Here is a 22,342-nt window from a genome sequence, read left to right on the forward strand (position 1 = left end):
TATTGATAGAAGGAAGCAATTCCCATACCAATACCAGTACACGAATAAAACGTTTGAAAGAAAGTAAGCAAGGGCGCATGGCGGATGCCTTGGCTCTCGGAGGCGATGAAGGACGTGATAAGCTGCGATAAGCTTCGGGAAGGTGCAAATAACCTTTGATCCGAAGATTTCCGAATGGGACAACCCGGCATTCTGAAGGAATGTCATCCAACCTAGTTGGAGGCTAACACAGGGAACTGAAACATCTTAGTACCTGTAGGAAAAGAAAATAATAATGATTCCCCTAGTAGTGGCGAGCGAACGGGGATTAGCCCAAACCAATGTTGTTACGGCAATATTGGGGTTGTAGGACCACGATATCGCAAGAACTTTAGTGAGAAGAACCCTTTGGAAAATGGGACCATAGACGGTGATAGTCCGGTATTCGAAGCTAAACGAAGCGTAGTGGTATCCTGAGTAGCGCGGGACACGAGGAATCTTGCGTGAATCTGCCGGGACCATCCGGTAAGGCTAAATACTCCCGAGAGACCGATAGCGAACCAGTACTGTGAAGGAAAGGTGAAAAGCACTTCGAATAGAAGAGTGAAATAGTCCCTGAAACCGTGCGCCTACAAGCGGTCGGAGCAACTTCGGTTGTGACGGCGTGCCTTTTGCATAATGAACCTACGAGTTACTTTTTCCGGCAAGGTTAAGTGTCTCAAGACATGAAGCCGAAGCGAAAGCGAGTCTGAACAGGGCGATTAGTCGGAAGGAGTAGACGCGAAACCAAGTGATCTACCCTTGGTCAGGTTGAAGGTTAGGTAACACTAACTGGAGGACCGAACCGATAAGCGTTGAAAAGCTTCCGGATGAACTGAGGGTGGGGGTGAAAGGCTAATCAAACTTGGAGATAGCTCGTACTCCCCGAAATGCATTTAGGTGCAGCCTTGGGAATTACTACTGTGAGGTAGAGCGACTGATAAGATGCGAGGGCTTCACCGCCTATCAAGTCTTGATAAACTCCGAATGCGCAGTAGTTCGATCCCAGGAGTGAGGGCATGGGTGCTAAGGTCCATGTCCTAAAGGAGAAGAATCCAGACCATCAGCTAAGGTCCCGAAATAATTGCTAAGTTGAACTAACGAAGTCAGATTGCTAAGACAGCTAGGATGTTGGCTTGGAAGCAGCCATTCATTTAAAGAGTGCGTAACAGCTCACTAGTCGAGGAGTTTGGCGTGGATAATAATCGGGCATCAAGCAATTTACCGAAGCTATGGGATGTTAACTAAACACTAACATCGGTAGGGGAGCATTCCACTCCGCGTCGAAGGTGAAGCGTGAGCTTTGCTGGAGCGTGTGGAAAAGCAAATGTAGGTATAAGTAACGATAAAGGGGGTGAGAAACCCCCTCGCCGAAAGACTAAGGTTTCCTGATCAACGCTAATCGGATCAGGGTTAGTCGGGTCCTAAGGCTCAGCCGAACGGTGAGGCCGATGGCAGAACAGGTTAATATTCCTGTACTACCTTAAAGAGTGACGTGGAGACGGAGGAGTGACAGCGCCGCGGACTGACGGAATAGTCCGTTGAAGGGTGTAGATGTTGATTGCGGCAGGCAAATCCACCGCAAGAGTCGAACCTGATAGTATACCGAATTCTTCGGAATGAGGTAATAGTGCGTGTAAACATACTCCCAAGAAAATCCGCTAAACTTAATCTTTAAGGTACCCGTACCGCAAACGGACACACGTAGTCGGGTTGAATATACTAAGGCGCTTGAGTGATTCACGGTTAAGGAACTAGGCAAATTGACCCTGTAACTTCGGGATAAAGGGTCCCAACGAGAGTTGGGCGCAGAGAATAGGTCCAGGCAACTGTTTAACAAAAACACAGGGCTGTGCTAAATTGAAAGATAACGTATACAGCCTGACACCTGCCCGGTGCTGGAAGGTTAAGAGGAGATGTCATCGCAAGAGAAGCATTGAATTGAAGCCCCAGTAAACGGCGGCCGTAACTATAACGGTCCTAAGGTAGCGAAATTCCTTGTCGGGTAAGTTCCGACCTGCACGAATGGTGTAATGATCTGGACACTGTCTCAACCGTGAGCTCAGTGAAATTGTAGTATCGGTGAAGATGCCGATTACCCGCGATGGGACGAAAAGACCCCGTGAACCTTTACTATAGCTTAACATTGAATTTGGGTAATTGATGTGTAGGATAGGCCGGAGACTTCGAAGCAGGTACGCCAGTATTTGTGGAGTCGCTGTTGAAATACGGCCCTTTGATTATTTGAGTTCTAACTCGCTGCTGCGAGGACACTGTTTGGTGGGTAGTTTGACTGGGGTGGTCGCCTCCAAAAGTGTAACGGAGGCTTCTAAAGGTGCCCTCAGGACGATTGGTAACCGTCCGTAGAGTGTAATGGCATAAGGGCGCTTGACTGGGAGACAGACAAGTCGATCAGGTAGGAAACTAGAGCATAGTGATCCGGTGTTTCCGTATGGAAGGGACATCGCTCAAAGGATAAAAGGTACTCCGGGGATAACAGGCTGATCCCTCCCAAGAGCTCATATCGACGGAGGGGTTTGGCACCTCGATGTCGGCTCGTCACATCCTGGGGCTGGAGAAGGTCCCAAGGGTTGGGCTGTTCGCCCATTAAAGTGGCACGCGAGCTGGGTTCAGAACGTCGTGAGACAGTTCGGTCTCTATCTATCGTGGGCGTATGAAATTTGCGTGGCTCTGACACTAGTACGAGAGGACCGTGTTGGACTGACCGCTGGTTTACCAGTTGTGCCGCCAGGTGCATTGCTGGGTATCTAAGTCGGGATTGGATAAGTGCTGAAAGCATCTAAGTACGAAGCCAGCCACAAGATTAGATTTCTTAGGGTCGTCAAAGACGATGACGTTGATAGGATGCAGGTGTAAAGGTGGTAACATCAAAGCCGAGCATTACTAATTGCCCGTTCACTTTCTTTCGAACATGTACCGGTTGGGTATATACGTTTAGCTTGCTATACACTAGGATTTTACTTTTCATCATGTCATAACCTTATTCAGGTGGTTATAGCACGAGGGTTCCACCTCTTCCCATTCCGAACAGAGAAGTTAAGCCTCGTCACGCCGATGGTACTGCGTAACAGTGGGAGAGTAGGTAGCCGCCGTTTTTAAGAAGCCTCGCTTGTCTATTGGACGGGCGAGGCTTTCTGTTTTTTTATTACTTTGGTATTTATATCGCCGTTTTTAACAGATACAAACCTCATAATACCTATTAAAAAAGTGAATATTTACTGATAATTTGTATGTTATGAGGATATTTATTTGTATCTTTGTCGCCCGAATTGTAAGCTAACGATTTAAAAAAGAGAGAAGCTTTGGGAAAGTTTGATAAATACAAAATTGACTTGAAAGGAATGCAAACAGACTCTGCTAAGTATGAGTTTGTATTGGATAACCTTTACTTCGCTCACATTGATGGTCCTGAAGTTCAGAAAGGAAAGGTGAATGTTACATTGACCGTGAAAAGAACCTCTCGTGCTTTCGAGCTGAGTTTTCAGACTGAGGGAATGGTATGGGTACCATGTGACCGTTGTCTGGATGATATGGAGTTGCCTATCAGTTCTTCTGATAAACTGATGGTAAAGTTTGGACATGAATATGCAGAAGAAGGTGACAACCTGATTGTGATTCCCGAGGAAGAAGGGGAAATCAACGTTGCATGGTTCATGTATGAGTTTATTGCACTCTCTATACCCATGAAGCATGTACATGCTCCCGGTAAGTGTAATAAAGCGGTAACCAGTAAATTGAACAAGCATTTGAAAACGAATGCGAATGAGGATAGCGATGATACTTTCGACACAGGTGGAGATGACATCGTAATTGAGGAAGAAGTGGAGGAACAAATTGATCCTCGTTGGAATGAATTAAAAAAAATATTAGATAATAATTAAAGTTTTAAGAAAATGGCACATCCTAAGAGAAGACAATCAAGTACGAGACAAGCGAAGAGAAGAACTCATGATAAGGCAGTAGCTCCTACATTGGCTATTTGTCCGAATTGCGGCGAATGGCACGTTTACCACACTGTATGTGGTGCTTGCGGCTATTACAGAGGTAAGCTCGCTATTGTGAAAGAAGCAGCTGTATAATTAGTACAGTTATACTGAAACAGCCTGGGGGTGAAACTCTCCGGCTGCTTTAAGTATTATAGTATTGCTAATTAAAAATAGGTTTGATGGAAAAAATAAATGCAGTAATCACAGGAGTCGGCGGGTACGTACCCGATTATATCTTGACTAACGATGAGATATCAAAAATGGTGGATACCAACGACGAATGGATTATGACTCGTATCGGAGTAAAGGAAAGACATATTCTGAATGAGGAAGGATTAGGTAGTTCATATATGGCGCGCAAAGCCGCCAAACAGTTGATGAAGAAGACTGGCGCTAATCCTGATGACATTGATTTAGTTGTTGTTGCTACTACTACTCCTGACTATCACTTCCCTTCTACAGCTTCTATTCTTTGTGATAAACTCGGACTGAAGAATGCTTTTGCCTTCGATTTGCAGGCTGCTTGTAGCGGATTCCTGTATTTGATGGAGACAGCTGCTAATTTCATCCGTTCGGGAAGATATAAGAAAATTATCATTGTCGGTGCCGATAAGATGTCGTCAATGGTTAACTATACAGATCGTGCTACATGCCCTATCTTCGGTGACGGTGCTGCTGCCTTTATGGTAGAACCGACTACGGAAGATTACGGGATCATGGATTCGATACTGAGAACAGATGGTAAGGGATTGCCTTTCCTCCACATGAAGGCTGGTGGTTCGGTTTGTCCTCCGTCTTATTTCACAGTAGACAATAAGATGCACTATTTGCACCAGGAAGGAAGAACAGTATTTAAATATGCTGTATCCAACATGTCGGATGTCTCTGCTGCAATCGCAGAAAAGAATGGCCTGACGAAAGATAGTATTGACTGGATTGTTCCGCATCAGGCGAATGTCCGTATCATCGAGGCTGTGGCACACCGTATGGAGGTGCCAATGGATAAAGTGTTGGTAAATATTGAGCATTACGGTAACACGAGTGCCGCTACACTTCCTCTGTGTATCTGGGATTATGAAGATAAACTCAAGAAAGGCGATAACATCATTTTCACTGCATTCGGTGCCGGATTTACTTGGGGCGCAGTATATGTGAAATGGGGTTATGATGGAAAGAAGGAATCGTAACGTAAGTTACTGAACTATAACACTCAAAAACGCATCCTATTTCGATTCGATGCGTTTTTTTGTCTCAACCAATAAAATAAAGAGAAATGCATAAAGCAGGTTTTGTAAACATCGTAGGAAATCCGAATGTCGGAAAATCGACATTGATGAATGTCTTGGTAGGCGAACGTATTTCGATCGCTACCTTCAAAGCGCAGACTACTCGTCACCGGATTATGGGAATCTATAATACGGATGAAATGCAGATTGTTTTTTCTGATACTCCGGGTGTGTTGAAGCCCAATTATAAACTACAGGAGTCTATGTTGAATTTTTCTACTTCGGCATTGACGGATGCGGATATCTTGCTTTATGTAACGGACGTGGTGGAGACGCCGGATAAGAATAATGAGTTTATGGAAAAGGTGCGTCAGATGACGGTGCCTGTTCTCTTGCTCATCAATAAGATAGATCTTACAGATCAGGAAAAACTGGTAAAGCTGGTGGAAGAGTGGAAAGAGTTGCTTCCCCAAGCCGAAATTATTCCGATTTCTGCTACATCAAAGTTCAATGTAGACTATGTAATGAAGCGGATCAAAGAACTGCTGCCCGATTCTCCTCCTTATTTTGGAAAGGATCAGTGGACGGATAAGCCTGCCCGTTTCTTCGTGAATGAGATTATCCGGGAAAAGATTCTGCTCTACTACGATAAAGAGATCCCCTATTCGGTGGAGGTTGTCGTAGAAGAGTTTAAGGAAGAACCGAAGAAGATTCATATTCGGGCGGTGATTAACGTGGAACGTGATTCGCAGAAAGGAATCATTATCGGTAAACAGGGAAAGGCGTTGAAGAAGGTGGCTACCGAGGCTCGCCGTGAACTGGAACGTTTCTTTGGAAAGACTATTTTCCTCGAAACGTATGTGAAAGTGGATAAGGATTGGCGTAGTTCGGATAAGGAACTCCGCAATTTTGGTTATCAGTTAGATTAAGAGTATTCATGCGACTGTGATAGTCGTGAAAAAACAAGGTATTGAACTATGGGTAATTTAGTTGCAATTGTAGGACGCCCGAATGTGGGCAAGTCTACCTTATTTAACCGTCTGACGAAGACTCGTCAGGCTATTGTGAATGAAGAAGCGGGTACAACCCGCGACAGACAATATGGCAAGTCTGAGTGGCTGGGCCGTGAATTCTCTGTGGTGGACACCGGTGGATGGGTGGTCAACTCGGATGATGTCTTTGAAGAGGAAATCCGTAAGCAGGTATTATTGGCCGTGGAAGAAGCGGATGTCATTCTGTTTGTAGTGGATGTGATGAATGGAGTGACTGACTTGGATATGCAGGTAGCTGCTATTCTGCGTCGTGCTAATAGTCCGGTGATTATGGTTGCCAATAAAACGGATAATCACGATTTACAATATAACGCTCCCGAATTCTATAAACTGGGATTGGGCGATCCGTATTGCGTCTCTGCCATGACAGGAAGTGGTACGGGTGATTTGATGGACTTGATTGTCAGCAATTTCAAGAAAGAATCATCTGAAATTCTGGATGATGATATTCCTCGTTTTGCTGTGGTAGGACGTCCGAACGCCGGAAAGTCTTCTATTGTAAATGCATTTATTGGGGAAGAACGTAATATCGTAACAGAGATTGCCGGAACTACCCGCGACTCTATCTATACTCGTTACAATAAATTCGGATTTGATTTTTACCTGGTGGATACAGCGGGTATCCGTAAGAAAAACAAGGTAAATGAAGATTTGGAATATTATTCAGTCGTTCGTTCGATTCGTTCTATCGAAGGTTCGGATGTTTGTATTTTGATGTTGGATGCTACAAGAGGTGTTGAGGGGCAGGACTTGAATATCTTCTCTCTGATTCAGAAGAATCAGAAAGGACTGGTAGTTGTTATCAATAAGTGGGATTTGGTGGAAGATAAATCTGTGAAAGTACAGAAAGCGTTTGAGGAAGCTGTTCGCTCGCGTTTTGCTCCGTTTGTCGATTTCCCGATCATCTTTGCTTCTGCACTGACTAAACAACGTATTCTGAAAGTGCTTGAAGAAGCACGTAGTGTGTATGAAAACCGGACGACAAAGATTCCGACCGCACGTTTGAATGAAGAAATGCTTCCGTTGATCGAGGCTTATCCGCCTCCTTCCAATAAAGGTAAGTATATCAAAATTAAATATATCACACAGTTGCCGAACACACAAGTGCCTTCATTTGTATATTTCGCCAACTTGCCGCAGTATGTGAAAGAGCCATACAAACGTTTCCTCGAAAATAAGATGCGTGAGAAATGGAATCTGACAGGTACGCCGGTTAATATTTATATTCGACAGAAATAAAATTCACCACAGAGGACACAGAGAAATAATAAATCAAAGACACGGACTGTCTCAACTATATAAATATAGATTGGGGCAATCCGTGTCTTCTTATAAAATAAAACTCTGTGTCCTCCGTGTCCTCTGTGGTGAACCTATTTTTCCAACTGGAAATCTTTTCGGCGTAACACGAAACTATTACTCAAGTATTTTTCACGCACAATCTGATTTTCCGATAGTTCTTCCGGTGTCCCCTGGAAAAGGATCTTTCCTTCGAACAGCAGATAGGCGCGGTCTGTGATACTAAGCGTCTCCTGTACGTTGTGGTCGGTAATCAGGATTCCGATATTCTTGTCTTTCAGTTTCCATACAATTTGCTGGATATCTTCTACGGCAATCGGGTCGACACCGGCAAACGGTTCGTCAAGCATGATGAATTTGGGGTCGATGGCAAGACAACGGGCAATTTCTGTACGGCGGCGCTCACCTCCCGACAACTGGTTACCTTTATTTTTGCGTACCTTTTGCAGGCGGAACTCTGCAATCAGGCTTTCGAGTTTCTCTTTTTGATATTCTTTGGGCTTGTTGGTCATTTCCAGTACAGAGGCGATATTATCTTCCACGCTCATCTGGCGGAAAACGGAAGCTTCCTGTGCAAGGTAGCCGATTCCTGTTTGTGCGCGTTTGTAAACCGGATATTTGGTAATCTCCAAGTCATCGAGGAAAATACGTCCTTCATTAGGAGTAATCAGCCCTACAGTCATATAGAATGAAGTCGTCTTACCGGCACCGTTCGGTCCCAGCAAACCTACAATCTCACCCTGCTTCACATTGATGGAAACGTGGCTTACAACGGTTCGTTTACCGTACTTTTTAACCAAGTCTTCCGTGCGGAGCACCATCTTGCTTTCTTCCATATTCTAGTTATTTTGCGGCAAATGTAGTAAAAATAAGCTGAAATAATGTACATTTGCAGACAAATAGTGTGAGTTATGATAAAAGCATTGAGAACCGTCGGGAGATATTTTATACTGATGGGACGGACTTTTTCCCGCCCCGAGCGTATGCGTATGTTCTTCCGGCAATACCTTAACGAGTTGGAGCAGCTAGGTGTGAACTCCATCGGTATTGTGCTGTTGATTTCGTTTTTCATTGGCGCAGTGATTACCATTCAGATTAAGTTGAATATCGAAAGTCCATGGATGCCCCGCTGGACAGTGGGATATGTGACACGTGAAATTATGTTGCTGGAATTTTCTTCCTCCATCATGTGCTTGATTCTTGCCGGAAAAGTCGGGTCGAATATCGCTTCCGAATTAGGAACGATGCGGGTGACACAACAGATTGATGCGCTCGAAATTATGGGTATCAATTCGGCGAACTACCTGATTTTGCCTAAGATTACGGCGATGGTGACTGTTATCCCTATTCTAGTGACGTTTAGTATCTTTGCCGGAATCATCGGTGCCTTTTGCACATGTTGGTTTGCCGGGGTTATGAATGCTGTCGATCTCGAATATGGTTTGCAGTATATGTTTAACGAATGGTTTATCTGGGCGGGTATCATCAAATCCCTCTTTTTTGCGTTTATCATTGCAAGTGTGTCCGCTTTCTTCGGATACACGGTAGAGGGAGGTTCGATTGCTGTAGGAAAGGCTTCTACGGATGCCGTAGTGTCCAGCAGTGTATTGATTCTGTTTTCAGACTTGATATTAACTAAACTTTTGATGGGATGATTGAGATTAAAGAACTTTATAAATCATTTGATGACAAGACAGTATTGAGTGATATCAATGCTGACTTTGAAAATGGAAAGACAAACTTGATTATCGGTCAGAGTGGTTCCGGTAAGACGGTGTTGATGAAATGTATTGTAGGATTGCTGACTCCGGAGAAAGGAGAAGTCTTGTATGACGGACGTAACCTTGTCCTGATGGGGAAGAAGGAGAAGAAGATGCTTCGCAAGGAAATGGGAATGATTTTCCAGAGTGCGGCTCTTTTTGACTCTATGACCGTATTTGATAATGTGATGTTTCCACTGAATATGTTTAGCAACGATATCTTGCGTGACCGGGTCAAACGGGCGATGTTCTGTCTGGATCGTGTGAATCTGGGGGAAGCGAAAGATAAGTTTCCGGGAGAAATCAGTGGTGGTATGCAGAAGCGTGTCGCTATTGCGCGTGCGATTGCCTTGAATCCGCAATATCTGTTTTGTGATGAGCCGAACTCGGGGCTGGACCCGAAAACGTCATTGGTGATTGATGATCTGATCCACGATATTACGCAAGAATATAACATGACGACCATTATCAATACGCATGATATGAACTCTGTATTGGGGATTGGTGAGAAGGTGATTTATATTTATGAGGGACATAAAGAGTGGGAAGGTACGAAAGATGACATCTTTACTTCTACCAATGAACGACTGAATAACTTTATCTTTGCTTCCGACTTGCTCCGTAAGGTGAAGGACGTGGAAGTGCAAGGAATGGAAGGGTAATAAAAAAACTTCTGTCATCAGGTGACAGAAGTTTCTTTTTTCTTAGCTATGTTAGCGTCGGCAATTAAGCTCTAGGTCTAGCTTCTTTAACTACCATTGTACGACCCATGTATTCAGCTCCGTTCAATTCAGCAATAGCTTTTGCAGCTGCAGCGTCGTCTTCCATTTCGATGAAAGCGAATCCTTTGGATTTACCGGTTTCACGGTCCATAACAACTTTAACTGATGATACTGCTCCGTAATCTTCCATCACTTGTTGCAGATCTCCTTCCTTAACACGGTAGTTAAGGTTTCCAACATAAATGTTCATAATGAAAATGATAAAAAAATAAATAAATGAATAAAACTCTCTGGATAGATGGTTACTAATAAAAAGATTAAAACGACAGAGAGTTTACAAATGCGTTCTGGTAACGGAAGTAAAAACCTTGTAATCAAATCGAGAAACTAATGGTCCATCAATCCGCAACAAAGAAAAGAATAATTTTTGGATTAACCATCTTTTTGGAAAGTTAATTTGCGGATTATCAGAGAAAAAAAGTTCTTTCCTTTTCTCTTGAAAGAAAAGAAAGAACCAAGGAAAAGTTGGAGAAAGCCCTTACGCTCGGTATCCTCAAGCGAGCTTGCGGCTACACTCATTAAATCGGGCTTTTCAAGGCTGACTTTTTTCTCCTACTCGCTTCCTACACTACGCTAAAGGGCAGAAACTCGTTACGCTCAAACAATCTGCCCTTCTTAACGCTCCGTTACGGGCACTCGCTTGACGGAGAAAAAAGTAGGCCGGGGGAACCTGGCGGGGTGGGTGTTGATGGGGAATTTTCATTGTTTAGGTGTGGGTATGAGCAGAATATCAGTGAAATATCAATAAAAGATGTGTGAAAGATGGGTGGCGTTGCTGAAATAAATCTGCAATGTCTTTTGAAATTTGAAAGATTAGCACTAATTTTGCACCCTCTTTGAGTATAGAACAAAGTATAAATCAAATAAATAATTGTCAGAATGAACGTTTCATTACAAAACATTGACAAAGTAAGCGCAGAGCTTACTGTAAAGCTTGAGAAAGCCGATTATCAGGAGAAAGTAGATAAAGAGTTGAAGTCGCTCCGTCAGAAGGCACAGATTCCGGGATTCCGTAAAGGTATGGTTCCGACAAGTCTTATTAAAAAGATGTATGGTAAGTCGGTAATTGCAGAGGTTGTGAATAAGGCACTGCAAGAAGCTGTTTACAATTATATTAAAGAAAATAAGGTGAATATGTTGGGCGAGCCGTTGCCTAACGAAGAAAAGCAACAGAATATTGATTTCGATACAATGGAAGAATTCGATTTCGTATTCGACATCGCTTTGGCACCTGAATTTAAAGCAGAAGTAAGTGCTAAAGATAAAGTGGATTATTATACTATCGAAGTTTCTGACGAAATGATCGACAACCAGGTGAAGATGTATACTCAACGCACTGGCAAGTATGATAAGGTAGACTCTTACGAAGATAATGATATGCTGAAAGGTCTGCTGGCACAGTTGGATGAAGAAGGTAACACAAAAGAAGGTGGTATTCAGGTAGAAGCTGCTGTGTTGATGCCTGCTTACATGAAGAACGACGATCAGAAAGCTATTTTTGCTAATGCAAAAGTAAATGATGTATTGGTGTTCAATCCGAATGTGGCTTATGACGGACATGCTGCCGAACTGGGTTCTTTGTTGAAGATTGACAAGGAAATCGCAAAAGACGTGAAATCTGATTTCAGCTTCCAGGTAGAAGAAATCACTCGTTTTGTTCCGGGTGAATTGACTCAGGAAGTATTCGACCAGGCATTCGGCGAAGGTGTTGTGAAGACTGAAGAAGAATTCCGCGCTAAGATTAAAGAAGAAATCGCAGCTAGATTTGTGGCTGACAGCGATTATAAATTCCTGATCGACATTCGTAAGGTGATGATGGAAAAAGTAGGTAAGCTGGAATTCTCTGATACCCTGCTGAAACGTATCATGTTGCTGAACAACGAAGAAAAGGGAGAAGAATATGTTGCTGAAAACTATGATAAGAGCATCGAAGAACTGACTTGGCACCTGATTAAGGAGCAGTTGGTTGAAGCAAACGATATCAAAGTAGAACAGGAAGATGTTCTGAAGATGGCTAGAGAAACAACGAAGGCACAGTTTGCTCAATACGGTATGTTGTCTATTCCTGACGATGTGCTTGACAACTATGCACAGGAAATGTTGAAGAAGAAAGAAACTATCAATAATTTGGTAAGTCGTGTGGTAGAAGTGAAGCTTGCTGCTGCTCTGAAAGCGCAGGTTACTTTGGAAAACAAGAACGTTTCGATCGAAGAATTCAATAAAATGTTTGAGTAATCATTCGGTTGAATAAAATATAAAGTCACAGAAACACAGAGTTTTTATAAAATTATAACTCTGTGTTTTTTTGTGTCTCTGTATTCTTTTTCGTTTCTTTGTACTTACGTTTATTTTTAATTTATAAGAAAGGAACAATTAACATGGATGATTTTAGAAAATATGCAACCAAGCATTTAGGGATGAATGGCATGGTATTGGATGATGTGATTAAGTCGCAGGCCGGGTATTTGAATCCCTATATTCTGGAAGAAAGACAGTTGAACGTAACTCAACTCGACGTTTTCTCCCGTTTGATGATGGACCGCATCATTTTCCTCGGTACACAAGTTGATGACTATACAGCTAATACGCTTCAGGCACAGTTGTTGTATCTGGATTCTGTGGATCCGGGTAAGGATATCTCTATCTATATCAACTCTCCGGGCGGAAGTGTATATGCCGGACTGGGCATTTATGATACGATGCAGTTTATTTCAAGTGATGTTGCTACCATCTGTACAGGTATGGCAGCTTCAATGGCGGCTGTATTGCTGGTTGCCGGTGCTGAAGGCAAACGTTCTGCATTGCCTCACTCACGTGTGATGATTCATCAGCCGATGGGTGGTGCGCAAGGACAAGCGTCAGACATTGAAATCACAGCGCGTGAGATTCAGAAATTGAAGAAAGAACTTTATACGATCATCGCTGATCATTCGCATACTGATTTCGATAAAGTATGGGCGGACTCTGACCGCGACTACTGGATGACAGCTCAGGAAGCGAAAGAGTACGGTATGATTGATGAGGTATTGATTAAGAAATAAAAATGGCTGATTCAAAAACAAAGAAAAGATGTAGCTTCTGTGGACGGTCGGAGAATGAAGTCGGATTCCTGATTACGGGAATGAATGGCTATATTTGCGACAGCTGTGCTACCCAGGCTTATGAGATTACTCAGGAGGCATTGGGAGAAGGCAAGAAAAGCACAGGAGCTACCAAACTCAACTTAAAAGAACTACCCAAGCCGGTAGAAATCAAGAAATTCCTCGACCAGTATGTGATCGGACAGGATGATGCGAAACGCTTCCTTTCCGTATCGGTCTATAACCATTATAAACGCCTGTTGCAAAAAGACAGCGGTGATGATGTGGAGATTGAAAAGTCGAACATTATTATGGTGGGCAGTACCGGAACCGGAAAAACATTGCTAGCACGCACGATTGCCAAGTTACTGCACGTGCCGTTTACCATTGTAGATGCTACGGTGCTGACGGAGGCCGGTTATGTGGGCGAAGATATCGAAAGTATTTTAACCCGTTTGCTTCAGGTAGCAGATTATAATGTACCTGAAGCAGAACAGGGTATCGTGTTTATCGACGAGATCGACAAAATTGCCCGTAAAGGAGATAACCCTTCGATCACTCGCGACGTGAGCGGTGAGGGTGTACAGCAGGGATTATTGAAATTGCTCGAAGGTTCTGTAGTGAATGTACCTCCCCAGGGAGGCCGTAAGCATCCGGACCAGAAGATGATTCCGGTAAATACCAAGAATATTCTCTTTATCTGTGGCGGTGCGTTCGACGGTATCGAGAAGAAGATCGCCCAACGGTTGAACACCCATGTCGTAGGTTATACGGCATCGCAGAAAACAGCGACGGTGGACAAGAATAACATGATGCAGTACATCGCTCCGCAGGATTTGAAGTCATTCGGACTGATTCCCGAAATTATCGGACGTCTTCCGGTACTGACCTATTTGAATCCGCTGGATCGGGATGCGCTTCGTGCGATCCTTACCGAACCGAAAAACTCTATCATCAAACAATACATCAAACTGTTTGAAATGGATGGTATCAAGCTGACATTTGAAGATGATGTCTTCGAATATATCGTTGACAAGGCGGTAGAATATAAGCTGGGTGCCCGCGGATTGCGCTCTATTGTGGAAACAATCATGATGGATGTCATGTTTGAAATCCCTTCAGAGAACAAAAAAGAGTATAAGGTGACGCTGGATTATGCAAAGATGCAACTGGAAAAAGCGAATATGGCACGACTACAAACTGCTTAAAATCAAAGAGTAAGGCTACAGAAAATGATCGTAACTGTATTTTCTTGAAAATATTAGTCGCATTTTGCTTGGTAATTACGAAGTTGTTTATAACTTTGTTTGGCTCTCTTGAAGAAGAGAACATACTTAAAGTTAAACCATGAACTGAATAAAACAACCTAAGTTAAGATGGCAAGGAAGATTAATTTAACAGATGAACTGAAAAAGTATTTCGGATTTAATAAGTTCAAGGGAAACCAGGAAGCGATCATTAATAACTTGCTCGATGGTAAAGATACCTTTGTACTGATGCCTACCGGTGGCGGGAAATCTTTATGCTATCAGCTACCTTCGCTCTTGATGGAAGGTACAGCAATCGTAATTTCTCCGCTTATTGCGTTGATGAAGAATCAAGTGGATGCAATGCGCAATTTCAGTGAAGAAGATGGCGTCGCCCATTTTATCAATTCTTCATTAAACAAAGGTGCGATAGACCAAGTGAGGTCGGACATCCTTGCCGGAAAGACAAAATTGCTATATGTAGCGCCGGAGTCGCTGACGAAAGAAGAAAACGTAGAGTTTTTGCGTTCGGTAAAGATTTCGTTTTATGCAGTGGATGAAGCTCATTGTATTTCGGAATGGGGTCATGACTTTCGACCGGAATACCGGCGGATTCGCCCTATTATCAATGAAATAGGAAAAGCTCCGTTGATTGCGCTTACCGCAACAGCGACACCGAAGGTGCAGCATGATATCCAGAAAAATCTGGGAATGGTAGATGCTCAAGTCTTTAAATCTTCGTTCAACCGTCCGAACCTTTATTATGAGGTACGTGCGAAGACCGCTAATATTGACAGGGATATTATCAAGTTTATCAAAAACAATCCGGAGAAATCAGGCATTATCTATTGCCTTAGCCGGAAAAAAGTGGAGGAACTTGCCGAAATCCTGCAAGCAAACGGTATCAATGCACGTCCTTATCATGCTGGTATGGATTCGTTGACCAGGACTAAGAATCAGGATGATTTCCTGATGGAAAAAGTGGACGTTATTGTAGCAACTATCGCTTTCGGTATGGGAATTGACAAGCCGGATGTGAGGTTTGTGATTCACTACGATATTCCAAAGAGTCTGGAAGGGTATTACCAGGAGACCGGGCGCGCCGGTAGAGATGGCGGTGAAGGTCAGTGCATAACCTTTTATACAAACAAAGACTTGCAGAAACTGGAAAAGTTCATGCAAGGAAAACCTGTGGCAGAGCAGGAAATTGGCAAGCAGCTTCTGTTGGAAACCGCTGCTTATGCCGAATCTTCCGTATGCCGACGCAAGACGTTGCTACATTATTTCGGTGAAGAATATACGGAAGAAAATTGTGGAAATTGTGACAACTGTTTAAACCCTAAAAAACAAGTGGAGGCTCAAGAGTTATTGTGTGCCGTGATTGAAGCGATTATCGCGGTGAAAGAAAATTTTAAGGCAGATTATATTATAGACATACTACAAGGTAAAGAAACTTCCGAAGTACAGGCGCATTTGCATGAAGACCTCGAAGTCTTCGGCTCCGGTATGGGTGAAGAGGATAAGACATGGAACGCAGTGATTCGTCAGGCGCTGATTGCAGGTTACTTGAGCAAAGATGTGGAGCATTACGGACTCCTGAAAGTGACGGAGGAAGGGCATAAGTTCCTGAAGAAGCCGAAGTCATTCAAGATTACCGAGGACAATGACTTCGAAGAGACGGAAGAAGAAGTGCCGGCACGTGGCGGTGGTTCCTGTGCGGTGGACCCGGCTCTTTATTCTATGTTGAAGGACTTGCGGAAGAAACTCTCGAAGAAACTGGAAGTACCGCCTTATGTGATCTTCCAGGATCCGTCTTTGGAAGCGATGGCTACCATTTATCCGGTGACATTAGACGAGTTGCAGAATATACCTGGCGTAGGTGCCGGAAAAGCAAAACGTTACGGTGAAGAGTTCTGTAAATTAATCAAACGCCACTGTGAAGAGAACGAGATAGAACGCCCTGAAGACCTGCGGGTACGTACGGTTGCCAATAAATCTAAGATGAAGGTAGCTATTATTCAGGCTATCGACCGTAAAGTGGCGTTAGATGATATCGCTCTTTCCAAAGGGATTGAATTTGGTGAACTGTTGGACGAGGTAGAAGCCATCGTTTATTCGGGAACCAAGCTGAACATAGATTACTTCCTGGAAGAAATCATGGACGAAGATCATATGCTCGATATCTACGATTATTTCAAAGAATCTACCACTGATAAGATTGATGATGCGCTTGATGAATTAGGCGATGACTTTACGGAAGAGGAAGTTCGCTTGGTACGTATTAAGTTCATCTCTGAAATGGCTAATTAAAAAAGCGAAAAAAAATAGGCGTGCAGGTATGCGGTTTTGAATAAAAACCGTATATTTGCACGCAATAAATTTTAAACGCATAGCCCTATGTCATTTATTGCTGATAAGATTGTAATGGATGGGTTGACTTACGATGATGTATTGTTGATCCCCGCTTATTCTGAAGTTTTACCGCGCACTGTCGATCTCTCGACAAAGTTTTCAAAAAACATTGAGTTAAAAATACCTTTTGTGACGGCTGCCATGGATACGGTTACCGAAGCGAAAATGGCTATTGCCATTGCCCGTGAAGGTGGTATCGGTGTGATTCACAAAAATATGTCTATCGAAGAACAGGCAAGACAAGTTGCTATCGTAAAGCGTGCCGAAAATGGTATGATTTATGACCCTGTAACGATCAAAAGAGGTTCTACTGTTCAGGATGCACTGGACATTATGGCAGAATATAAAATCGGTGGTATCCCTGTGGTAGATGATGAAGGTTATCTGGTGGGTATTGTTACCAACAGAGATTTGCGTTTCGAAAGAGACATGGCAAAACATATTGATCTTGTCATGACTCCGAAAGAAAGATTGGTGACTACCAACCAGTCTACAGACTTGGAATCTGCTGCACAGATTCTTCAGAAACATAAGATTGAGAAACTTCCGATTGTCGGAATGGATGGAAAGTTGATCGGTCTTGTCACTTATAAAGATATTACAAAAGCAAAAGATAAACCGATGGCTTGTAAAGATGCCAAAGGTCGTCTGCGTGTAGCTGCCGGTGTAGGTGTTACTGCCGATACATTGGAGCGTATGCAAGCATTGGTGGATGCCGGTGCGGACGCAATCGTGATTGATACAGCTCACGGACACTCTAAATTTGTGATTGAAAAACTGAAAGAAGCAAAGAAACGCTTCCCGAATATTGATATTGTGGTAGGTAACATTGCTACCGGAGAAGCTGCCAAAGCTTTGGTGGAAGCTGGTGCGGATGCTGTGAAAGTAGGTATCGGTCCGGGTTCTATCTGTACAACTCGTGTGGTTGCCGGTGTAGGTGTTCCGCAGTTATCTGCTGTCTATGATGTTGCAAAAGCGTTGAAGGGTACAGGTATTCCTTTGATTGCCGATGGTGGTTTGCGTTATTCGGGCGACGTGGTGAAAGCGTTGGCCGCTGGAGGATATTGCGTAATGATCGGATCATTAGTTGCCGGAACAGAGGAATCTCCGGGTGACACTATTATCTTCAATGGTCGTAAATTCAAATCCTATCGTGGTATGGGTTCGTTGGAAGCAATGGAGAATGGTTCGAAAGACCGCTACTTCCAGAGTGGAACTGCTGATGTGAAGAAGCTTGTTCCGGAAGGAATCGCTGCCCGTGTTCCTTATAAAGGTACGCTTTTCGAAGTTGTTTATCAACTGAGTGGTGGTTTGCGTGCAGGTATGGGATACTGCGGTGCTGCCAATATTGAGAAACTTCATGACGCTAAATTTACCCGCATTACCAATGCAGGTGTAATGGAAAGTCATCCGCACGACGTGACGATTACTAGTGAATCGCCGAACTATAGTCGTCCGGAGTAATAGATAAATACGGTGAACTAGTAACGGTGAACGGTGAACAGGCTGTGTTGTCAGCAGGGTGTTCACTGCTCACCGTTTGTTATTTATCTGTTATTGTCATGATGCTTGTTGTTTAATTGATCGGAAAGAAAATAAAATAGATGATGAAAAGAAGCCTGTTGTTGGGATGTATTTCTCTTTTTGTAGTCGTGGCCTTTGCGCGGGAAGATCCCGTATTGATGCGTGTGAACGGAAGAGAGATACTCCGTTCGGAATTTGAATATGCGTACCACCGTTATGCGGAACGTTCAAATGTCGAACTTTCACCGAAAGAGTATGCAGCACTTTTCGTTCAATCGAAATTGAAAGTGGAAGCTGCCAGGGCTGCCGGACTTGATACGACTTCTGTTTTTCGTAAACAACAGGAGAAATGCCGGACCGAATTGGTGGAATCTTATCTGATAGACAGGCAAGTGATGGATAGCTGTGCCCATGCTATCTATCAGAAAATGGGACTGAAGGCACGTAGCGGCAGGGTACAGGTGATGCAGATTTTCAAACGTTTGCCGCAGATAATCACTTCCAGGCATTTAGAAGAAGAAAAAACGCGGATGGATTCTATATACCGGGTGATACAGAATCAGCCGGATTTGAATTTTAACCGTTTGGTCGAAATATACTCGGATGATAAGCAAAGTAGATGGATTGAATGTCTGGAAACAACGAGTGAGTTTGAGAATGTTGCTTTCTCTTTGGCAAAAGGTATGGTATCCCAGCCTTTTTTCACTCCTGAAGGGATTCATATCTTGAAAGTGGTCGATCGGGAGGAAACGGCTGCTTATGAAAATGTCAGTGTCAGATTAATGGAACGGTTACGGCGCAAGGAAATTTTGGACAAAGGTACAGGTGCGGTGCTCGAGCGATTGAAAAAAGCATGGCAGTATATTCCCAATCAGGCGGCAATGGAAGAATTGCTGGCGAAAGGCCGTACAGAACAAACCCTGTTTACGATTGACGGACAAGCGTACACCGGAACTATGTTCACTCATTTTGCCTCTTCCCATCCTCAAGCTGTCAAACGGCAGTTGGAAGGATTTATAGCCAAGTCATTGCTGGATTATGAAAGCCGGAACATCGATAAAAAGCATCCTGAAATACCTTATGCCTTGCGGGAATCTGATGAAAACTATTTGGTGGAAGAGATGACACGTCAGAAAATAGATTTGCCCGCAGCCAATGACCGCGCGGGATTGGCTACTTATTTTAAATTTCATTCGTCGGATTATCGGTGGGAGAGTCCCCGGTATAGAGGAGTCGTGCTTCATTGCGTTGATAAAAAGACGGCAAAGCAAGCCAAAAAAATGCTGAAGAAAGTGCCGGAAAAAGAGTGGGCGGAAAAGCTTCGGCAAACTTTTAATACATCCGGGGAGGAAAAGATACAAGTTGAACAAGGAATTTTTGCCGACGGAGACAATAAATATATAGATAAACTGGTTTTTAAGAAGGGTGATTTTGACCCTTTGGTGTCTTATCCTTTTACTATTGTTGTAGGCAAAAAAATGAAAGGTCCGGAGGATTATCGGGAAGTAATTGATCGGGTTCGAAAGGATTATCGAAGCTATCTTGACACGTGCTGGATGCGGGAATTGAGTGAGTCCGGTAAGGTTGAAATAAACCAAGAGGTTTTAAAAACAGTTAATAATAACTGATGTAACCGATTATTCACTATCTTCGTACCTTAAATAAGTAGATTTTAGTTGCCGATGCGAATATTAGTCCTCTTACTGATTACCCTTCTTGGTTGTGGAGCGTGCAAGGAACAGCGCGACCACAAAGGAAAGACTCCTTTGGTAGAGGTGGACGGTAACTTTTTATATAAAGAAGATTTGATGTCCGTGCTTCCGGTCGGATTGTCAAAAGATGATAGCATTCTCTTCGCCGAGCACTATATTCGTAGTTGGGCGGAAGAGATTTTATTGTATGAGAAAGCTGCGAACAATATCCCTGATAATGTGGATGTAGACAAACTGGTGGAGAATTATCGGAAAGCGTTGATCATGCATACTTATCAGCAGGAGTTGATTAACCAGAAGTTGACGAATGATATTTCCGAACACGAGATAGCAGAGTATTACGGCAAAAACAAGGAATTGTTTAAACTGGAAAGTCCGTTGATTAAGGGATTGTTTATTAAAGTGCCGTTGACAGCTCCGCAGTTGAACAATGTGCGCAGATGGTATAAGTCGGAAAAACAGGATGCTATTGAGAGTCTGGAAAAATATAGTTTGCAGAATGCGGTGAAATATGAATATTTCTATGATAAATGGGTGTCCGTGACCGATGTCCTGGACATGATTCCGTTGAAAGTAGAAGCACCGGAAGAGTACGTAAACAAACACCGTCAGGTAGAATTGAAAGATACGGCTTATTATTATTTCCTGAATGTGAGCGATTATCGCGGAGTTGGTGAGGAGAAACCGTATGAATTTGCCCGGTCGGAAGTGAAAGACTTACTGGTGAATCAGAAACGGGTGAGCTTTATGGAACAGGTAAAGAACGACTTGTATCAGCAGGCGGTAAGTAAGAAGAAGATTATATATAATTATTAAATACAAAGAATGAAGAAGTTTGTGAACTTTAGATTTGTTGTTACCCTTGTCCTGGCAATATTTGCTAATGTGGCAACCTATGCACAAGATAATGTGGTTGATGAAGTAGTTTGGGTTGTAGGTGACGAAGCTATTTTAAAATCAGATGTAGAAGAGGCCCGTATGGATGCCTTGTATAATGGACGCAGATTCGAAGGCGATCCTTATTGTGTAATTCCTGAAGAGATTGCTGTGCAGAAGTTATTCCTGCATCAGGCAAAGTTGGACAGTATCGAGGTTTCCGAAGCGGAAATCATTCAGCGTGTGGATATGATGACCAATATGTACATCCAGCAGATCGGTTCCAGAGAGAAAATGGAGGAGTATTTCAATAAAACATCCACCCAGATTCGTGAGACTTTGCGTGATAATGCACGTGACGGATTGACGGTTCAGAAGATGCAGCAGAAACTGGCAGGAGATATCAAAGTGACTCCGGCAGAAGTACGCCGTTATTTCAAAGACCTTCCACAGGATAGCATCCCTTACATTCCTACACAGGTGGAAGTGCAGATTATTACTTTGCAACCCAAAATACCCGTTTCGGAAATTGAGGATGTAAAGAAGACACTGCGTGATTATACGGATCGTGTGACAAAAGGAGAAATCGACTTCTCCACATTGGCACGTTTGTATTCTGAAGACAAGGCTTCTGCCATTAAAGGTGGTGAATGTGGATTTATGGGACGTGGTATGATGGACCCCGCTTATGCGAATGTGGCATTCAGCTTGCAGGACCCGAAGAAAGTTTCCAAAATTGTAGAATCGGAATTTGGTTTCCATATTATCCAGTTGATTGAGAAGCGTGGTGACCGTGTTAATACTCGCCATATCCTGTTGCGTCCGAAAGTATCGGAAAAAGAACTGACCGAGGCTTGTGCCCGTCTGGATTCTATTGCAGATGATATTCGTGCTAACAAATTCACATTTGATGATGCGGCTGCCGTTATCTCACAAGATAAGGATACCCGTAACAATCATGGTATCATGGTGAACATCAATGAACATTCAGGTATCACTACCTCTAAGTTCCAGATGCAGGATCTTCCTCAAGACGTTGCTAAGGTAGTGGATAAGATGAATGTTGGCGAGATTTCCAAAGCTTTTACAATGATTAATGAGAAAGATGGAAAAGAAGTATGCGCTATCGTGAAATTGAAAACGAAAATCAATGGTCATAAAGCAACCATCGCGGAAGACTATCAGGATCTGAAAGAAATCGTAATGGATAAGCGTCGCGAAGAGGTGTTGCAGAAATGGATTCTGAACAAGCAAAAACACACTTATGTACGCATCAACGAAAACTGGCAGAAGTGTGACTTCAAGTATCCGGGTTGGGTCAAGAATGACTGATATAACCTTGCTTTG

General features: G+C 43.2%; 17 protein-coding genes and 2 rRNA genes. 17 read left to right on the forward strand and 2 right to left on the reverse strand.

Features of this window, described 5'->3' with window-relative positions; translation table 11 throughout:
* The first annotated feature begins 57 nt into the window (after nt 1-57).
* From NXX38_RS10490 to der, 7 genes are all read left to right on the forward strand, one after another.
* Nucleotides 58-2,946 (forward strand): 23S ribosomal RNA (locus NXX38_RS10490).
* Between the two features lie 77 nt (nt 2,947-3,023).
* Nucleotides 3,024-3,134 (forward strand): 5S ribosomal RNA (gene rrf / locus NXX38_RS10495).
* Nucleotides 3,135-3,341: 207 nt separating this feature from the next.
* On the forward strand, nt 3,342-3,920 hold the full coding sequence (locus NXX38_RS10500) for a DUF177 domain-containing protein (protein WP_074559974.1): 579 nt from the start codon (nt 3,342-3,344) through the stop codon (nt 3,918-3,920).
* Between the two features lie 12 nt (nt 3,921-3,932).
* Entirely contained in the window at nt 3,933-4,118 is a 186-nt protein-coding gene (gene rpmF / locus NXX38_RS10505) for a 50S ribosomal protein L32 (protein WP_074559973.1), read from the forward strand.
* A gap of 86 nt (nt 4,119-4,204) precedes the next feature.
* Entirely contained in the window at nt 4,205-5,212 is a 1,008-nt protein-coding gene (locus NXX38_RS10510; protein ID WP_074559971.1) for a beta-ketoacyl-ACP synthase III, read from the forward strand.
* Nucleotides 5,213-5,298: 86 nt separating this feature from the next.
* Nucleotides 5,299-6,180, forward strand: coding sequence for a GTPase Era (era, locus tag NXX38_RS10515; protein WP_004297147.1), 882 nt, complete (start codon nt 5,299-5,301; stop codon nt 6,178-6,180).
* A 48-nt stretch (nt 6,181-6,228) separates the two neighbouring features.
* Entirely contained in the window at nt 6,229-7,542 is a 1,314-nt protein-coding gene (gene der, locus NXX38_RS10520; RefSeq protein WP_004297149.1) for a ribosome biogenesis GTPase Der, read from the forward strand.
* A 134-nt stretch (nt 7,543-7,676) separates the two neighbouring features.
* Here the strand turns inward: der and lptB are convergent, their stop codons facing one another.
* Complete coding sequence (lptB, locus tag NXX38_RS10525; protein ID WP_004297152.1) at nt 7,677-8,438, reverse strand: LPS export ABC transporter ATP-binding protein; 762 nt, start codon at nt 8,436-8,438, stop codon at nt 7,677-7,679.
* A gap of 75 nt (nt 8,439-8,513) precedes the next feature.
* Here lptB and NXX38_RS10530 point away from each other — a divergent pair, with 75 nt between their 5' ends.
* Together NXX38_RS10530 and NXX38_RS10535 are read left to right on the forward strand one after the other, a co-directional pair.
* Nucleotides 8,514-9,257, forward strand: a complete 744-nt coding sequence (locus tag NXX38_RS10530) for an ABC transporter permease (RefSeq protein WP_148366593.1) — start codon at nt 8,514-8,516, stop codon at nt 9,255-9,257.
* Nucleotides 9,254-10,024, forward strand: a complete 771-nt coding sequence (locus tag NXX38_RS10535; protein ID WP_195648656.1) for an ABC transporter ATP-binding protein — start codon at nt 9,254-9,256, stop codon at nt 10,022-10,024. Before NXX38_RS10530 ends, NXX38_RS10535 begins: the two co-directional genes overlap by 4 nt.
* A 64-nt stretch (nt 10,025-10,088) precedes the next feature.
* Here NXX38_RS10535 and NXX38_RS10540 read toward each other — a convergent pair whose 3' ends face one another.
* Nucleotides 10,089-10,334, reverse strand: a complete 246-nt coding sequence (locus tag NXX38_RS10540; RefSeq protein WP_004297160.1) for an RNA-binding protein — start codon at nt 10,332-10,334, stop codon at nt 10,089-10,091.
* Nucleotides 10,335-11,023: 689 nt separating this feature from the next.
* Here NXX38_RS10540 and tig point away from each other — a divergent pair.
* The 8 genes from tig to NXX38_RS10580 all read left to right on the forward strand — a co-directional run bounded on the left by tig (nt 11,024) and on the right by NXX38_RS10580 (nt 22,327).
* Entirely contained in the window at nt 11,024-12,379 is a 1,356-nt protein-coding gene (tig, locus tag NXX38_RS10545) for a trigger factor (RefSeq protein ID WP_148366591.1), read from the forward strand.
* Between the two features lie 143 nt (nt 12,380-12,522).
* Nucleotides 12,523-13,185, forward strand: coding sequence for an ATP-dependent Clp endopeptidase proteolytic subunit ClpP (gene clpP, locus NXX38_RS10550; RefSeq protein ID WP_004297164.1), 663 nt, complete (start codon nt 12,523-12,525; stop codon nt 13,183-13,185).
* Nucleotides 13,186-13,187: 2 nt separating this feature from the next.
* Nucleotides 13,188-14,432, forward strand: a complete 1,245-nt coding sequence (gene clpX, locus NXX38_RS10555; protein ID WP_148366589.1) for an ATP-dependent Clp protease ATP-binding subunit ClpX — start codon at nt 13,188-13,190, stop codon at nt 14,430-14,432.
* A gap of 168 nt (nt 14,433-14,600) precedes the next feature.
* Nucleotides 14,601-16,781, forward strand: coding sequence for a DNA helicase RecQ (gene recQ, locus NXX38_RS10560; protein WP_148366588.1), 2,181 nt, complete (start codon nt 14,601-14,603; stop codon nt 16,779-16,781).
* 87 nt (nt 16,782-16,868) lie between these two features.
* Nucleotides 16,869-18,347, forward strand: coding sequence for an IMP dehydrogenase (gene guaB / locus NXX38_RS10565; protein ID WP_148366587.1), 1,479 nt, complete (start codon nt 16,869-16,871; stop codon nt 18,345-18,347).
* A 143-nt stretch (nt 18,348-18,490) separates the two neighbouring features.
* Nucleotides 18,491-20,035 carry a peptidylprolyl isomerase gene (locus tag NXX38_RS10570; protein ID WP_258981923.1) on the forward strand — a complete coding sequence of 515 codons (1,545 nt, stop codon included), beginning with the start codon at nt 18,491-18,493 and terminating at the stop codon, nt 20,033-20,035.
* 54 nt (nt 20,036-20,089) lie between these two features.
* On the forward strand, nt 20,090-20,935 hold the full coding sequence (locus NXX38_RS10575) for a peptidyl-prolyl cis-trans isomerase (RefSeq protein ID WP_148366586.1): 846 nt from the start codon (nt 20,090-20,092) through the stop codon (nt 20,933-20,935).
* Nucleotides 20,936-20,944: 9 nt separating this feature from the next.
* Nucleotides 20,945-22,327, forward strand: coding sequence for a peptidylprolyl isomerase (locus NXX38_RS10580; RefSeq protein ID WP_122138585.1), 1,383 nt, complete (start codon nt 20,945-20,947; stop codon nt 22,325-22,327).
* Nucleotides 22,328-22,342 lie beyond the last annotated feature (15 nt).

This window comes from Bacteroides sp. BFG-637, from assembly GCF_024793605.1.
Taxonomy (GTDB): domain Bacteria; phylum Bacteroidota; class Bacteroidia; order Bacteroidales; family Bacteroidaceae; genus Bacteroides; species Bacteroides vicugnae.

Coding starts and splice junctions, on each gene's coding strand:
- rpmF (WP_074559973.1), top strand. CDS start 3,933: ATGGCACATCCTAAGAGAAGACAATCAAGTACGAGACAAGCGAAGAGA.
- NXX38_RS10510 (WP_074559971.1), top strand. CDS start 4,205: ATGGAAAAAATAAATGCAGTAATCACAGGAGTCGGCGGGTACGTACCC.
- era (WP_004297147.1), top strand. CDS start 5,299: ATGCATAAAGCAGGTTTTGTAAACATCGTAGGAAATCCGAATGTCGGA.
- der (WP_004297149.1), top strand. CDS start 6,229: ATGGGTAATTTAGTTGCAATTGTAGGACGCCCGAATGTGGGCAAGTCT.
- lptB (WP_004297152.1), bottom strand. CDS start 8,438: ATGGAAGAAAGCAAGATGGTGCTCCGCACGGAAGACTTGGTTAAAAAG.
- NXX38_RS10530 (WP_148366593.1), top strand. CDS start 8,514: ATGATAAAAGCATTGAGAACCGTCGGGAGATATTTTATACTGATGGGA.
- NXX38_RS10535 (WP_195648656.1), top strand. CDS start 9,254: ATGATTGAGATTAAAGAACTTTATAAATCATTTGATGACAAGACAGTA.
- NXX38_RS10540 (WP_004297160.1), bottom strand. CDS start 10,334: ATGAACATTTATGTTGGAAACCTTAACTACCGTGTTAAGGAAGGAGAT.
- tig (WP_148366591.1), top strand. CDS start 11,024: ATGAACGTTTCATTACAAAACATTGACAAAGTAAGCGCAGAGCTTACT.
- clpP (WP_004297164.1), top strand. CDS start 12,523: ATGGATGATTTTAGAAAATATGCAACCAAGCATTTAGGGATGAATGGC.
- clpX (WP_148366589.1), top strand. CDS start 13,188: ATGGCTGATTCAAAAACAAAGAAAAGATGTAGCTTCTGTGGACGGTCG.
- recQ (WP_148366588.1), top strand. CDS start 14,601: ATGGCAAGGAAGATTAATTTAACAGATGAACTGAAAAAGTATTTCGGA.
- guaB (WP_148366587.1), top strand. CDS start 16,869: ATGTCATTTATTGCTGATAAGATTGTAATGGATGGGTTGACTTACGAT.
- NXX38_RS10570 (WP_258981923.1), top strand. CDS start 18,491: ATGAAAAGAAGCCTGTTGTTGGGATGTATTTCTCTTTTTGTAGTCGTG.
- NXX38_RS10575 (WP_148366586.1), top strand. CDS start 20,090: ATGCGAATATTAGTCCTCTTACTGATTACCCTTCTTGGTTGTGGAGCG.
- NXX38_RS10580 (WP_122138585.1), top strand. CDS start 20,945: ATGAAGAAGTTTGTGAACTTTAGATTTGTTGTTACCCTTGTCCTGGCA.